Annotated in this window: 12 protein-coding genes; 7 read left to right on the top strand and 5 right to left on the bottom strand. The window is 54.2% G+C overall.

Features of this window, described 5'->3' with window-relative positions; genetic code table 11:
- Positions 1-60 precede the first annotated feature (60 nt).
- The 6 genes from miaA (at position 61) to ACRBB0_RS13280 (ending at position 8,325) form a co-directional block, all read left to right on the top strand.
- The gene (miaA, locus tag ACRBB0_RS13305) at positions 61-954 is read left to right on the top strand and encodes a tRNA (adenosine(37)-N6)-dimethylallyltransferase MiaA (RefSeq protein ID WP_431375282.1); all 894 of its coding nucleotides are present in this window, start codon (positions 61-63) and stop codon (positions 952-954) included.
- Positions 951-1,844, top strand: coding sequence for a helix-turn-helix domain-containing protein (locus ACRBB0_RS13300; protein ID WP_431374926.1), 894 nt, complete (start codon positions 951-953; stop codon positions 1,842-1,844). Before miaA ends, ACRBB0_RS13300 begins: the two co-directional genes overlap by 4 nt.
- Before the next feature lie 238 nt (positions 1,845-2,082).
- Complete coding sequence (locus ACRBB0_RS13295) at positions 2,083-3,753, top strand: ABC transporter substrate-binding protein (RefSeq protein ID WP_431374925.1); 1,671 nt, start codon at positions 2,083-2,085, stop codon at positions 3,751-3,753.
- A 114-nt stretch (positions 3,754-3,867) separates the two neighbouring features.
- On the top strand, positions 3,868-4,953 hold the full coding sequence (locus tag ACRBB0_RS13290) for an ABC transporter permease (RefSeq protein ID WP_431374924.1): 1,086 nt from the start codon (positions 3,868-3,870) through the stop codon (positions 4,951-4,953).
- A 10-nt stretch (positions 4,954-4,963) separates the two neighbouring features.
- On the top strand, positions 4,964-6,154 hold the full coding sequence (locus tag ACRBB0_RS13285) for an ABC transporter permease (protein WP_431374923.1): 1,191 nt from the start codon (positions 4,964-4,966) through the stop codon (positions 6,152-6,154).
- A gap of 89 nt (positions 6,155-6,243) precedes the next feature.
- Positions 6,244-8,325: a dipeptide ABC transporter ATP-binding protein gene (locus tag ACRBB0_RS13280; RefSeq protein WP_431374922.1), complete on the top strand. Its 2,082-nt coding sequence runs from the start codon at positions 6,244-6,246 to the stop codon at positions 8,323-8,325.
- A 7-nt stretch (positions 8,326-8,332) separates the two neighbouring features.
- Here ACRBB0_RS13280 and ACRBB0_RS13275 read toward each other — a convergent pair whose 3' ends face one another.
- The 3 genes from ACRBB0_RS13275 to ACRBB0_RS13265 form a co-directional block, all read right to left on the bottom strand.
- The gene (locus ACRBB0_RS13275) at positions 8,333-9,424 is read right to left on the bottom strand and encodes a cytochrome-c peroxidase (RefSeq protein WP_431375281.1); all 1,092 of its coding nucleotides are present in this window, start codon (positions 9,422-9,424) and stop codon (positions 8,333-8,335) included.
- A 156-nt stretch (positions 9,425-9,580) separates the two neighbouring features.
- Positions 9,581-10,543, bottom strand: a complete 963-nt coding sequence (locus ACRBB0_RS13270) for a hypothetical protein (RefSeq protein WP_431374921.1) — start codon at positions 10,541-10,543, stop codon at positions 9,581-9,583.
- Positions 10,544-10,609: 66 nt separating this feature from the next.
- Complete coding sequence (locus ACRBB0_RS13265) at positions 10,610-11,251, bottom strand: lytic transglycosylase domain-containing protein (RefSeq protein WP_431374920.1); 642 nt, start codon at positions 11,249-11,251, stop codon at positions 10,610-10,612.
- A gap of 158 nt (positions 11,252-11,409) precedes the next feature.
- On the opposite strand from ACRBB0_RS13265, the gene ssb reads away from it, so the two are divergent.
- A complete protein-coding gene (gene ssb, locus ACRBB0_RS13260; protein WP_431374919.1) occupies positions 11,410-11,943 on the top strand; it encodes a single-stranded DNA-binding protein in 534 nt (177 codons plus the stop codon).
- 68 nt (positions 11,944-12,011) lie between these two features.
- Here the strand turns inward: ssb and aroB are convergent, their stop codons facing one another.
- Complete coding sequence (gene aroB, locus ACRBB0_RS13255; protein ID WP_431374918.1) at positions 12,012-13,118, bottom strand: 3-dehydroquinate synthase; 1,107 nt, start codon at positions 13,116-13,118, stop codon at positions 12,012-12,014.
- On the bottom strand, positions 13,115-13,687 hold the full coding sequence (locus tag ACRBB0_RS13250; protein WP_431374917.1) for a shikimate kinase: 573 nt from the start codon (positions 13,685-13,687) through the stop codon (positions 13,115-13,117). Before ACRBB0_RS13250 ends, aroB begins: the two co-directional genes overlap by 4 nt.
- Positions 13,688-13,782 lie beyond the last annotated feature (95 nt).

Here is a 13,782-nt window from a genome sequence, read left to right as displayed (position 1 = left end):
ATGGTCAGTGGCGTAAAAACGCCAAACAACGAGGCAAACGGAGCATATTTTATGGGCGCGATGCGCAGCGATCTTATCGCGCAGTTTGACCCCGACAAACCGGTCTTGATCGCCGGGCCGACAGCAAGCGGGAAGTCTGCGCTGGCTCTGGCCATCGCCGAAGCGCAAGGTGGCGTCATCGTAAATGCCGACGCTATTCAGGTCTTTGACGACTGGCGGGTTTTAACCGCCCGTCCGCCGGCCGAAGACGAAGCGCGCGCGCAGCATCTGCTATATGGCCATATTCCCGGCACACAGGACTATTCCGTTGGCCACTGGCTCCGCGATGTCACCCCGCTATTGGCAGGGCCTGACCGACTTATCATCGTTGGAGGAACAGGGCTTTATTTCACGGCTCTGACCGAAGGGCTAGCAGACATTCCCGTCACCCCGACATCGGTTCGCAACTCCTGTGAAGCGCGTTTGGCAGAGAATGGGTTATCCGCTCTTGTCTCGGATCTTGACGAAAAATCCCGTTCTCGCATTGATCTAAAAAACCCGGCTCGCGTCAGCCGCGCGTGGGAAGTGTTGCAAAACACCGGCCGCGGCATCGCAGAATGGCAGGACAATACACCGCCACCTATCCTGCCGCTGCACCAAACCACACCAATCGTCTTTGACGCCCCGAAGGAATGGTTAACCCCGCGTATCGCCCGGCGGTTTGGACAGATGGTTGAGCAAGGCGCGCTTGACGAAGCGCGCGCCAACCTCGAGACGTGGCATCCCGGCCTGCCCTCTGCAAAAGCGATTGGCGCAACTGAATTGATCGCCCATTTGCGGGGCGACATATCGCTGGATGCTGCGTGTGAGCGCGCAACAATCCTGACCCGGCAATTCGCAAAACGGCAACGGACATGGTTTAATGCGCGAATGAAGTCTTGGTCACGGATTTCACCGCAGGAGTTAAGCTCATGAAACCACCGGGCTTTTTGACGAAACCAATGCCACCCGCCCCGGTGCAAGCTCCGAAACAAAGCTTAAGCGCGCCACCGCGACCAGAAATTGCAAAAGATCCAGTCAAGGCCGGATCGCTGTCGCTTGTGACGCAAACCGCGCCGTGGAAGTATGACCTTTTGCATGACCGCGCTGACAACGTTCTGATCTACCTGACGCGCGGTCAAGGGGTCGTTATTGTCAACGGGGTGCGGCGCGGGCTTTCGACCAATCAAGCGATGTATTTACCAGCCGGAACGCTTTTTGCCTTTGACATGCCAAAAACGGTCCAAGGTTTGATGATGCAGAGCCCTGCAGGTCTCACCAATCGGATGCCGCGCGAATGCGTTCATTTGCGGGTGCGCGACAGTCTCGCCCAAGCGGAAATCATCTCGGAAATCGACACGATGGGACGGGAGTTAATGCACAACCGTCCTTTGAAAGACGAAGCGTTGGAGGCGCATGTGCGTCTGATCGCGGTTTGGCTGCATCGCCAAATCCAATCCGGAGCCAGCGAACTTTTTCAAGACAATGCCGCCTGCCGACTGGCCCAAAAATTCGCACAAAGCCTTGTTCGCGACTACCATTTGTCGTTGGGCGTGAGCGATTATGCCGAGCGGTTGGATGTCACCCCGACCCATTTGACCCGCGTGTGCCGCAAATCATGCGGCAAAACCGCGGCTGACTTTTTGGCGGAACGTCGCCTGTTTGCAGCGCGCATTGCCTTGAGCACAACCAAACAGCCAATCAAGGACATCGCTGCGGGATTGGGATTTACGTCTGCGGCCTATTTCACCCGATTTATTCAAACGCAATCGGGCATGTCACCATCCGAACTTCGCCGGGTATCTGTGCAATCTCATCGCCGGTAATCGGGATCTGGTTGTGAAATTGGTGACTTTCAAACACCGAAAATGTCGCGTTCGACCGTCCGAGATGTCGCTTTTGCGACCCTAAGTGTCGAAATCTGTCATTGACCTTCGGCGGTATCTCGGGCGCTATGGGGGCAAGGGCTATCCGAAAGCTGCGACAGATACGGGAACACCGTGCAAACTCGTGACCAAAAATAAGCGGTGCCCTAAATGAACACTATGTCTCAGGGAGAAGACGATGACGTTCCACTCGAAAGCCAACCGGGTCCACCCGGTCGCCGAAATGTACGCCCGTGAATTCAAAAACGGCGACATGGACCGACGTGAATTTCTGGCACGAAGCACGGCTTTGGGGGTGACGGCAACGGCAGCGTATACTTTGGGCGGTTTAACCAGCCCCGTCGCGGCCGACGGTCATGCCCAAAAGGGCGGGACTGTGCGCATGCAAATGGAAGTCCGGGCGTTAAAAGACCCACGTACATTTGACTGGACCCAGATTGCGACCTTCACCTCGGGTTGGCTCGAGTATCTGATCGAATACAACAATGACGGATCCTTCAACGGCATGCTGCTGGAAAGCTGGTCCGTCAATGATGACGCCACCGAGTACACTTTGAACGTCCGCAAAGGTGTGAAATGGAACAATGGCGACGATTTTACCGCCGAAGACGTGGCACGCAATGTCGCCATGTGGTGTGACAAAGACGTTGAAGGCAATTCGATGGCCGGCCGGATGTCGAGCCTGATCGACGCCTCAACCAACAAAGCCAGCGAAGGCGCAATTGCAATTGTCGACAGCCACACGGTCGTTTTGAAAACCAACGCCCCAGACATCACAATCATCCCAGGCATGGCCGATTACCCAGCCGCAATTGTACACGCAAGTCATGACCCGGCCACTATGCTGGCAAACCCAATTGGCACCGGCTTTATGAAACCAGAGAGCCTCGAAGTTGGGGTCAAAGGTGTCTTGGTGCGCAACGAAGACCACGAATGGTGGGGATATGCCGCTGGAAAAGGCGGGCATATCGACCGGATCGAATTCATTGATTATGGCACTGATCCGGCGGCTTTTGTTGCTGCATTTGACGCCGAAGAGATTGATCTGAACTGGGAATCTGTTGGTGAATTCGTCGACGTGTTTGACGGTCTTGGCCTGACACGCTCCGAAGTGGCCTCTGGCTTTACCATCGTGATCCGCCCCAACCAATTGGCCGAAGATGCCGATGGCAACAAAATCTATGGCGATAAACGTGTGCGTCAGGCATTGGCCATGGCGGTCGACAATGCGATCTGTCTTGAACTTGGCATGTCCGGCTATGGGATTGTTGCCGACAACTGCCACGTTGGGCCGATGCACCCCGAACACGCCGCTGATGTCACCCGCTTGCCGCATGACCCGGCCAAGGCCAAAGCCCTGATGGACGAGGCCGGTATGGGCGACTACGAGCACGAGCTGCATTCAATCGACGACGACTGGCGCAAAAACACAACCGATGCGGTGGCGGCACAGTTGCGCGATGCTGGCATAAGCGTAAAACGGACTGTTCTTCCCGGCTCAACCTTCTGGAACGACTGGGTAAAATACCCCTTCAGCTCAACCAATTGGAACCACCGTCCTTTGGGCACGCAGGTTTTGGCGCTTGCTTACCGCTCAGGTGAAGCTTGGAACGAAGCCGGTTTTGCCAATGCTGAGTTTGACGCGCTTTTGGCTGAGGCCAATTCGATCGCCGATGCAGATGCCCGCCGCGAGGTGATGGCCAAAATCCAAGCCATCATGATCGACGAAGGTGTGACACTGCAGCCATACTGGCGCACGGCAATTCGCCATACGCGCGAAGGGATTATCGGAGTGGACAAGCACATTTCCGATCTTCCGCAGCTTTACAAATGGGCGCTAGAAGCCTGATTTAAAATCAAAAGGGCGCGCCACTCGGTGCGCCCTTTTTCGTCCTGAGCCAGAACAAGAGACATAACCGCCTTGCCACGGGTGGTTGATGTCCAGCCACCAACAGGGGCACCCATGGGACTATTTATCCTTAGGCGGGTTGGGGTCATGATCCTGACAGCCTTATGTCTAACCTACATCGTCTTCTTTTTGACCAACCTGTATCCGAACCTCGAAAAGCTTGCCAAAACCCAAGGCAACTTTCGGATGTCAGATGAGGCCGTCGCCAGTTGGCTTACAGATCGCGGGTATCTGCAATCCACCCCCAAGAAATACGCCGAATGGATCGGCGTCGTACCATCATTTCGCCATACCACCGAGGATGGCAGCGTCATCGGACGCTGTATAAAACCCGGCATGTCTGCCGAAGAGGCGCCGAATTATTGCGGGATTTTGCAGGGAGAATGGGGCTGGTCCGCGGTCTCCAAAGAGCCGGTTGTAAAAGTGCTCACCCCTCGGCTTATCAATACCGGTTACCTGATGCTGTGGGTGATGATCGTCATGGTGCCAAGCGCGTTGATCATCGGTGTCTTGGCGGGCATGCGCGAAGGATCTGTCACCGATCGCAGCCTGTCGAGCGTCTCAATTTTATCAACCGCAACGCCGGAATATGTATCCGGTGTTATCTTCATCGCCCTTTTAGCATCGACGAAATCACCATTGAACAAATGGCTTGTCGCCAACGATTGGATAGATGGCAAATCCTTGTTCAAGGGCTCTGCCGCCAAGGCGATGGAAAGCCCGAGTTTTGAGAACTTTGCGCTGCCCGTTTTCACAATTGCACTTTATGGCATGGGCTATATCGCCCGAATGACACGCGCATCGATGGCCGAAGTGATGACCGCGCAATATATTCGAACCGCGCGCCTTAAAGGGGTTAGCTTTGCCAATGTGGTGATCAAACACGCCTTGCGCAACGCGCTGATCGCACCGTTCACGGTGATTATGTTGCAAATACCGTGGCTATTGAATGGTGTCGTAATCGTAGAAACTCTGTTCCAATACAAAGGCTTGGGATGGGAACTTGTGCGCGCCGCTGGCAACAATGACATCGAAATGCTGCTCGGCATTTCGGTCGTGTCGGTTGTTGTGGTGCTTCTCACCCAGCTGATTTCCGACATCGGCTATGTCTATCTCAATCCGCGCATCAGCGTAACATAGGGAGGCGCTCATGGATCCGTTAAGCTGGGGCGCCATTGTCACGCAAATCTTGATCCAATTCACCCCAGTCTGGGTGGCTTTGATCGTTCTTTTCACAGTCTCGATCCGCTACAAACGGCGGCTTGGGCTTTATGGCAAACTGTTTGACAGCCTGGTTGGCATGATTGGCTTTGCGCTGGTGATGTTCTGGGTCTTTACCGCGATATTCGCCGGCATTTTTGACCTGATCAGCACCCATGATCCGCTTGCACAGATCTCAGGAATGAAGAACAAAGTGCCCGGAACACCGGTGCGTGGGGCCGAAGAGGGCGAGTTTGCCCATTACCTTTTTGGGGGAGACAAGCTCGCACGCGATGTCTTCACCCGCATGGTTATGGGCAGCACCGTGGTGATCGCAATTGCGCCATTGGCCACGCTGTTCGCCTTTATGGTGGGGATCACCCTTGGATTGCCGGCGGGCTATTACGGTGGCAAACTCGATACAGGACTGAGCTTCTTGGCGAACCTGATCTTAGCTTTTCCGGTAATCCTGCTGTTTTACTTGCTGGTCACGCCCGAAATCGTCGCGACCGGCCTGCCGCAATTTATGGCTGTGGTCTTGTTCATCTGCCCGGTCGTGTTTTTTGCGGTCTTGATCCACTCACGTTTCCAGACCCAGCCAAACAAAAACGCCCTGTGGCTGAGCGTTGTTCTGGTGCCCCTGGTGTTGCTCTATCTTTCATTAATAAATGAAAGCGGTTCCAAGATTGATTTCTGGCCACTTGATCTGTTTGACGTGCCCGGTGGCACGCTGGTTGTCTTTGTTTCGGTTGTCTTTGTGAATTCCCCCACCGTATTTCGGATCGTGCGCGGCCTGACCTTGGACATCAAAACCCGCGATTACGTCGCTGCCGCCCAAACCCGTGGCGAAAGGGCTTGGTATATAATGCTTTGGGAAATCTTACCCAATGCCCGTGGCCCACTGATCGTCGATTTTTGCCTGCGCATTGGCTATACAACGATCTTGCTTGGAACCCTGGGGTTCTTTGGGCTGGGTCTTCCACCCGAAAGCCCCGATTGGGGCTCGACGATCAACGAAGGTCGTAAACTGCTGGCGGTTTATCTGCACCCTGCCCTACCACCGGCGATGGCGTTGCTAAGCTTGGTCTTAGGACTGAACCTTTTGGCTGATGGTCTGCGCGAAGAATCTTTGCGCGATTGATGAGATGTCGGATCGGGGGCGTGCCCCCGGCCCCCAGATATTTTGACCAAGACACAATATCAACTTGGTCCTCCGAACAGGAGAAAGACATGAACAACGATTACGACGGGCCCATTCTGGAGATCGAAAACCTCTCGATTTCCTTTTTCACACGGTTGCGTGAAATCCCTGCAGTGATGGATTTTTCTGTCACAGTGATGCCGGGAGAAGCGGTCGGTCTCGTGGGCGAATCCGGTTGCGGGAAATCGACGGTTGCCCTTGGTGTCATGCAGGATTTGGGCAAAAACGGCCGCATCGTCGGCGGGAATATCAAGTTCAAAGGTCGCGATTTAGGAACCATGAGCGCCGAAGAACTGCGTGACATTCGCGGTTCCGAAATCGCGATGATCTACCAAGAACCAATGGCAAGTCTTAACCCCGCGATGAAAATTGGCAAACAGCTCATGGAAGTTCCGATTGTCCACAAAGGGGTTTCCAAAGACGAGGCCTATGCCCGCGCGCTGCAGGTGGTCACGGATGTGAAACTGCCCGATCCCAAACGCATGTTAGACAGCTATCCACATCAGCTTTCTGGCGGTCAGCAACAGCGGATCGTCATTGCCATGGCACTGATGGCAGAGCCGTCCCTGTTGATTTTGGATGAGCCGACAACCGCGCTTGATGTGACGGTCGAGGCCGCGGTCGTCGAATTGGTCAAAGAGTTGGGCGAAAAATACGGCACATCGATGCTGTTCATCTCGCACAATCTTGGCCTTGTGCTCGAAACCTGCGACAGGCTTTGCGTGATGTATAGCGGGGAAGCGGTTGAAACCGGATCAATCGACGCCGTGTTTGATCAGATGCAACACCCCTATACTCAGGCATTGTTTCGCTCCATTCCTTTGCCGGGGGCAGATAAAAACGCCCGTCCCTTGGTTGCGATCCCCGGGAATTTCCCGCTGCCCCATGAACGTCCCCAAGGGTGTAACTTTGGTCCGCGTTGCGATTATTTCGAAGAGGGTCGCTGTGATGCTGCTGCCATTCCAATGGCCGAAGCCATCGGGGATCGCCACGCTTCCCGCTGTTTGAAATTCACTGAGATCGATTGGAATGCCCCGATTGCGCATGGTGGGGTGACCGAAAAACCGCAGCCCGGCCGCGTTGTTCTCAAGATGGAGAATTTACGCAAGTATTACGAAGTCGCGGCCAACGCCTTGTTTGGAAGTACCGGTGAAACGAAAGTTGTCAAAGCAAATGAGAGCCTAAGTTTTGAAGCCCGCGAAAGTGAAACTTTGGCGATTGTTGGGGAATCCGGCTGCGGGAAATCCACTTTCGCCAAGGTTCTGATGGGGCTTGAAACAGCCACAGATGGTCAGATTTTGCTCGACAATCGAGAAATTCAAGACATCCCGATCGACGCGCGCGACACCGGTACAATTGCCGATGTGCAGATGGTCTTTCAAAACCCGTTTGATACGCTCAACCCCTCCATGAGCGTTGGCCGCCAAATCATTCGTGCGCTTGAAGTCTTTGGTATCGGCGACAGCGATGGGGATCGCCGTGAACGGATGCTCAAGCTTTTGGACTTGGTCAAACTCCCGCGCGCATTTGCTGACCGAATGCCGCGGCAATTGTCAGGTGGGCAAAAACAACGGGTCGGCATTGCTCGGGCCTTTGCAGGAGATGCGCGCATTGTCGTTGCGGATGAACCCGTTTCGGCGCTCGACGTCTCGGTGCAGGCGGCTGTGACCGATTTGCTAATGGAGATCCAACGCGAGCATAAAACCACCCTGCTATTTATCAGCCATGACCTGTCGATTGTGCGCTATCTGAGCGACCGGGTTATGGTGATGTATCTGGGGCATGTGGTTGAACTTGGAACCACGGATCAGGTCTTTGCCCCGCCCTATCACCCATATACAGAAGCTCTTTTGTCCGCGGTGCCAATCGCCGACACCAGTATCGAAAAACAGCATATCGTCCTTGAAGGCGACATACCTTCGGCAATGAATCCGCCGTCCGGTTGCCCGTTCCAAACCCGCTGCCGCTGGAAATCACAAGTCCCGGGGGGGCTTTGCGAACAGGAGCTACCGCCGATCAAAACGTTGGCCCACGGCCATCAGGTCAAATGTCATCTCAGCGATGCCAAGTTGCAGAGCATGGAACCGGTCATCAAGATCGCCGCCGAATAAGAAGTGATCATTTCTCAAGCAGATGTTCATATCGGGCGTCGGTCAGGGTTTTCATAAACGCCACAAGCGCATCAATCTCACGGTCTTTGAGAGCGGGCCCATGTGTCAACTCTTTGACGGCAATCGTTTGCGGCACTTCCGGCATTCCGAAGACTTTACCGGTTTCCGGGTTGATCTGACGCGCCTTTGCGATCGTGTTATAACGATTGTAGAATAGGACAACTGTTCGCAGATCGTCAAAGACACCGTTATGCATATACGGCCCCGTGACGGCGACGTTGCGTAGGGTTGAAACCTTGAACTTTCCGGCTTCAGCTTTGTTTGTAACCTGCGGATTTGCCAGCAGTCCCAAATCCTTAGTCACAACACCGTTTTCTGCCCTCAGGCTTTCATTCACCGGCACGCCAATATTGTGGAACTCGTAGTTGCTAAAGGTCTCTTGTGGGTGGATCTGGCTACGCTGCAGCTGATGGCATTGATTGCAATTGGTGAACTGTTCGGAAAAGAACAATATCCTGCCCAGCTCTTCCTCTTTCGACAGCTCGGCTTCGCCTTTCAGAAAACGATCATATTTGCTGTCGAACGGCGCGAACTGATCTGTGCGCTCGAACATGGCAATGGCCTGCGTCATCGCTGAAAAAGCTTCGTCTGGACGTTTTAGAATTCCGGGGTCAAACAGCGTGTCAAAAGCCTGTTGGTAGGCCGGGTTTTCGGACAAACGTTCAACAACTTCGGCAGCATCTTTAAGCCCCATTTCCATCGGATTAAGGGGGGGGCCACCTGCCTGAGCCATCAAATCAGCGGCGCGCCCATCCAAGAACTGACCACCGACCCAAAGCCCATCATCGCGCTGATGAAACGCCGGTGAAAAACTAGCGTAACCAGCCGTAGGAGCGTTGCGATCACCGATGGACACGCCATCATCCCCAAGTGAAGCTGGCCCGCTTGGATCTGAGAAGCCAACATCAGGATTGTGGCAACTCGCACAGCTTTGAGTACGATTCTTGGACAGATTTACATCGAAAAACAGAGCCTCTCCGAGAGTTTCCAAGCTGTTGATCTTGTCAAAAGCCTGTTCAGAAACACCTTCATTCGCCAAGCTTGTGCAGACAAAAAGACCTGCCAAGAACCCGATTGCATTGAGAGATTTCACAGCTGTCTCCTATGGTGTTTCCAATTTTTTGGAAACAAAAGTCCAAACCTATGTCGTGCCCTTTCAACAGCCTTCAACACAAAGACGCAAGGTCGAGCGACATTAAACCGCGTCTTCTGGCTGTGATGCAGATGGCGTCACGCGTCCGCGACGCGCCTTTTTGACGTAAAAAGGTGAAATCGTTGACTGCCTCAACAGGTCTTTTTGCATTCCTAGTGTGATATTGTGAACGAAACGGAAGTCCGAAACATCTTCGTAAATCGCACTGATGCGCGCTTCAATCATTTGCTCACCAAAATCCAACACCACAACCGATTGGCGAAGTTTGGTCAAATGGGTGTCGAACATGACAGGCTCATCCGGCATGATGCGGCACCCGCCCCGTCCAAGTGTTGTTGCGACTGCAGAAACACTGTCTGTTCCTAGTCTAAGAACCACAGGAATACGGCATGCCTTTCGGTTGTACAGCATTGCCATAAGCAAACGATAAGTGGAATCGACTAGAACCAGAACACCGACAAAAAGGCCAATCAGACCCAACAGCACCCCCATGCTGACGGCACGGTTTTCAGACAAAATCCGGTCGACAGCCCGCCAATCAATCTCACCCTTGGAAAAAATTCCGCCCTCTCGCTCATCTTGGATGTTCTGGAAGATTGTTCCGTCTGAATCCGCACAGGCAATTAACGCTTGTTGGTTGAAATCATACAGCAACCTTTTCATTCGGCGCGCGTCACTGATCTCTGCATCGGATGCCACGCGATCCGCTTCGTTGACGAGATCGGCCACAATCATAGACAAGCTTTGAAGACCGTTTTGACGCAATTGAACGACGAGATATTGGTCATCTATCTCACTCAGCAGTGCACTTAAATGTGAGGCCCGCCGGACCGAAATTGGGCCATCCTGCTCTGGGAAGCCCAACAAAGTATCGGAAAGCTGGGCCAGTTTAGGGGGAATTTGACAGCTTTGCGCCGAGACGGTGGTAGCAAGGCCACAGACCGCGAGGATTGCAAAACCCATAGCCCGCAAAAACAAAACAGAATTTTCTATCTGACGTGGCATGGCCAAATCCGCGTGTTACACAACAGGTCACACGGTTACACAAAACAGATAATATCGCCTAAAGGCTCAACTGCCCCAGATCTTTTTGACGTAGTTTTTGGTTTCCCGGTACGGCGGAACACCGCCATGTTTGATCACAGCACCAGGTCCGGCGTTATAGGCGGCCAAGGCCAATCGCCAGGACTTAAATTTCTTATACTGCGTCTTGAGATAGCGGGCGCCACCGTCAAGGTTTTGTTTGGGGTCTTTGGGATCAACACCCAGCGATTTTGCGGTCCCAGGCATCAATTGCGCCAACCCAATGGCACCCGCATGCGAGAGCGCATTGGGGTTAAAATTTGATTCTTGTTTTACCAAACGCAAGAACAGGTCTTCTGGAATGCCATGACGCCGCGCGGCTTCGCGCGCCATAACCGCGTAGGGGCCGTTGTATCCGCCACGATATTTTGGAACCGCGCCTTCGGGGCCAGCCGGTAGAGCGCCGTATTTGGTGGGCGTCACGACAGATTTCGGCTTGAGCCGAACCGAGTTATTATATTGCTGCGAGGCCCGGTCATCGAGAACGCTTGTCTGGCTCGAGAAAAGACGCGCCCGACTCTTGGTTGACAAAACATCGGCCAACGCCGCCTGCCCGGCAAGGCCCAAAACCAAGCCAAACCCAATACCAAATTGCCGCGTTGTTCTAACGCTAGCCTGTAATCGCAACATGATAGGCCACCCGTCCACCATTTTCATTGCGGGCAATATACGTGAATTTTGAGTTTCCGCTAGGGTCTCGTCTTCCCCCCCTTTGTTTCCGCCCCACCGCTGGTATAGGTTCGGCAAACATTTGCCGAAAGATTCGCACAAAAGCGCAAGGAGAGAGTATGGCCGGTTCCGTGAACAAGGTGATCCTGGTGGGAAATCTGGGACGTGATCCCGAGGTCCGCAGTTTTCAAAACGGCGGCAAGGTCTGTAACCTGCGCATTGCCACCTCTGAGAATTGGAAAGACCGCAGCACTGGCGAACGCCGCGAGAAAACCGAATGGCATTCGGTGGCGATTTTCCAAGAAGGTCTGGTACGGGTCGCCGAACAATACCTGCGCAAAGGCTCCAAGGTGTATATCGAAGGCCAGTTGCAGACGCGCAAATGGCAAGACCAGTCCGGTCAAGATCGCTATTCAACCGAAGTTGTCCTTCAAGGGTTTGGCGGCACGCTCGTGATGCTTGATCCGCGCGGTGGCGATGGCGGCGGCGGATACGGTGGTGGCGGTCAAGGTGGCGGCGGCTATGGCGGCCCAAGCGATGGCGGCTATGACGATCCCGGTTACGGCGGTGGCCCAAGCGGCGGCGGAGGCGGCGGTGGACAAGGCCAATCGCGCCCACCAGCCCGCGACATCGACGACGAAATTCCATTCTAAAAACAAAGGCCGGCGTAATCGCCGGCCTTTGCTCTTTCGACAGTCCCTAAAACGGAGCCAAAAGACAGTTAAATAAGCTGGTCTTTGAGTAGGGTCAGAACCTTGTCCGATGGCACATCTGAAGTCACAAAACTGTCTCCGATGCCGCGGGCCAAGATAAACCGCAACTGACCATCAACAACTTTTTTGTCCTGCCCCATCAGGTCGAGCAAGACATCAGCCGATGGCAAGTCGCCCGGAATATCAGACAGGTCACATTTCATACCCATCGCTTTGAGATGCATACGCACCCGGCTCGGGTCCTCTTGGCTGCACAGCCCCAGCCGCGACGAGAGCTCAAACGCCAAAGCGCAGCCGATCGCGACACCTTCACCATGCAAAAGCCGATCCGAAAACCCCGTAGCGGCTTCTAAGGCATGGCAAAATGTGTGGCCCAAATTGAGCAAAGCGCGGTCGCCCTGCTCGGTCTCATCGCGCAGAACAATTTCAGCCTTCATTTCCACAGATCGTTTGACCGCATGAATACGCGCCGCGACGTCGCCATCAGCAGCCCGTTGACCGTTTTCTTCGAGCCATTCGAAAAAACCGGCGTCCCCAAGCAAACCATATTTGGCAACCTCGCCATAGCCAGCCAGATAGTCGCGCTTGGTCAAGGTTCCAAGCACATCAATATCGGCCAAAACCAAAGACGGTTGATGAAACGCCCCTATCAGGTTCTTGCCTTGCGGGGCGTTTATGCCGGTTTTGCCCCCAACCGAGCTGTCGACCTGAGCCAACAGCGATGTTGGAATTTGCACAAACCGCACACCGCGACGCAGGACGGCCGCTGCAAAGCCGACCAAGTCTCCGATCACACCACCGCCAAAAGCGATAACCACATCGCGCCGCTCAACTTTTTGTTCCAAGAGCCACTCAACCGTACGGGTAAAATGCGTCCAGCTTTTGGTGGCCTCGCCAGCTGGCAGGCTCATCGACACATGCTCGATCCCTTGCGCCTCCAAGGCATCCGTCAACGTTTTGAGGTGAAGCGCCGCCACGTTTTCGTCGCTGACAATAGCCACGCGCGGCCGTTTCAGCAGTGGCGCAATATGCGCGCCCGCTTGGGTGACAAGCCCCTGCCCGATCCGCACTTCGTATTCGCGGCCCTCAAGGGGGACGTCCACAACCTCAATCATGTCACTGACTCCAAAACATCTGGGCGCTTGTCCAAAAGCGCTTGCTGAACACTCCGCCCCATATCCTCAAGCGAGGCACTCCCAACGGAGCGAACCGACAAATCTGCGGTCGCATAGATCGGCACCCGCGCTTTAAAAATCTCTGCCAATGTCGCCTTTGGATCTTCGGTCTGCAAAAGCGGACGGGTGTTTCTGTGGCGCACACGTTCCCACAACACCTCAAGATCAGCATCCAGCCAGATCGAAACGCCTTTTTCGGTTATAACCTCACGATTGCGTTGCGCAAGAAACGCCCCGCCACCTGTCGACAACACACAAGGTGTTCCAGCCAAAAGACGTTCAATGACCTGGCTTTCCTTGTCCCGAAAAAACGCCTCACCGTCGCGGGCGAATATTTCAGCGATGCTCATATTCGCGGCTTCCTCGATTTCATGATCAGAATCGAGGAACTCAACACCCAGCTGAGCCGCCAATGTGCGACCCACCGCCGTCTTGCCGGCCCCCATCATGCCAACAAGAACCACAGTCTTGTGCAATTTCACCCTTTTGTGGGGTTGCTCCTCGGCCATCTCTCGCTCATTCGTTATTTCGTTGCGTGAATGACGTGATCGCGCCAAAAAGGCTAGGTATAAGTTCGAAAAATCGACGTGGCAGGGAAAACATC

Origin of the sequence: Pelagimonas sp. (genome assembly GCF_050633425.1) — a bacterium.
Lineage (GTDB): Bacteria > Pseudomonadota > Alphaproteobacteria > Rhodobacterales > Rhodobacteraceae > Pelagimonas.
The sequence above is the reverse complement of the archived record's forward strand: the minus strand, read 5'-3'. Positions and strand labels throughout refer to the sequence as shown.